This window comes from uncultured Microbulbifer sp., assembly GCF_947489355.1.
GTDB lineage: Bacteria > Pseudomonadota > Gammaproteobacteria > Pseudomonadales > Cellvibrionaceae > Microbulbifer.
Map to the genome: position 1 here is coordinate 1 of NZ_CANLDD010000158.1, position 973 is coordinate 973.

At 44.1% G+C, this 973-nt stretch carries 1 protein-coding gene; it reads right to left on the minus strand.

Annotation, left to right across the window (positions count from 1 at the left end; translation table 11 throughout):
• Positions 1-713: 713 nt before the first annotated feature.
• Entirely contained in the window at positions 714-875 is a 162-nt protein-coding gene (locus Q1A48_RS21265; RefSeq protein ID WP_299948860.1) for a hypothetical protein, read from the minus strand.
• Positions 876-973 lie beyond the last annotated feature (98 nt).

A 973-nucleotide genomic window follows, 5' to 3' on the forward strand; every position in this document is an offset into this window, starting at 1 on the left:
ATCCACTTCCCGGATCGCCTGGAGAAATATATCAGCCAATGAGGCTACTTGGCTGACACAGAGTTTTGAACACCCTCGGATATTTTCACGGTAGCTCTTGAGCGGAGTGTATTCTTCTATTCCGTCTTTTTAGTAAGTATGTTTTTTATCACGCTTTCACTTAAAAATACCCTACCCCTACCCTGAAGGCAATGGTAAAAGGTTCCTATGTAAAATTTTAAAAAGAGAGAATAATGCGCCTGATTATACCTATTTTTTTATCCATACTGCTTGTTGTCTGCTTGGAAGTTGAAGCAGAAACTCAAGATTACGACCGCCACGAGTGGCTCCCCACTGGTCTGACTCTGATGGCGACTGCCAGAGCACCCGTCACGAGCTGCTGATCCAGTTTAGCCTGGCCCCAGTGACTTTTACCAATGCCAAGAGCTGCACAGTTATTACTGGCCTGTGGCTAGATCCCTACACCGGCCAATTCTTCACCTTGGCCTCTGACCTGGATGCTGAGCATATTGTCCCACTTTCATGGGCTCACGAGCATGGCGGAGCAGATTGGACTGTAAAGTTGAAGCGGCAGTTTGCAGAAGACCCTCCATTGGTTCGGAAGTTTTTGTCTATTTTTTAAATAATGACCACATGGGTACCACTTTCCTTTCCTATATTTTTCAAATCTAGACATGGATACCAGATTATGAATACAATCTTAGCCGATTTGCTCATTCCTCCTCATCACTACGATCCACTAAATTTTCTGGAGAACCAAGTGTTGTCTCATCCTCAAGTTCTTCTTTAACATCATCGGGATCTGGCTTGAAGAGATCCTTAGATCTTTTTTTAGCCTTTCTCTTGGCCTCTTCATATCTTTCTTTATCTGTCATAAATCCCTCACCAAATAATGCGAGTAAATATCCACCGGCAAAGCCGGTGGCTTTAATCGTGAACCGCTCAAAGCGGTCTGTACGGAACTAACGTTCCT

Excerpts from the sequence above, each read along its gene's own strand:
- Q1A48_RS21265 (WP_299948860.1), bottom strand. The coding sequence starts at position 875 with ATGACAGATAAAGAAAGATATGAAGAGGCCAAGAGAAAGGCTAAAAAA.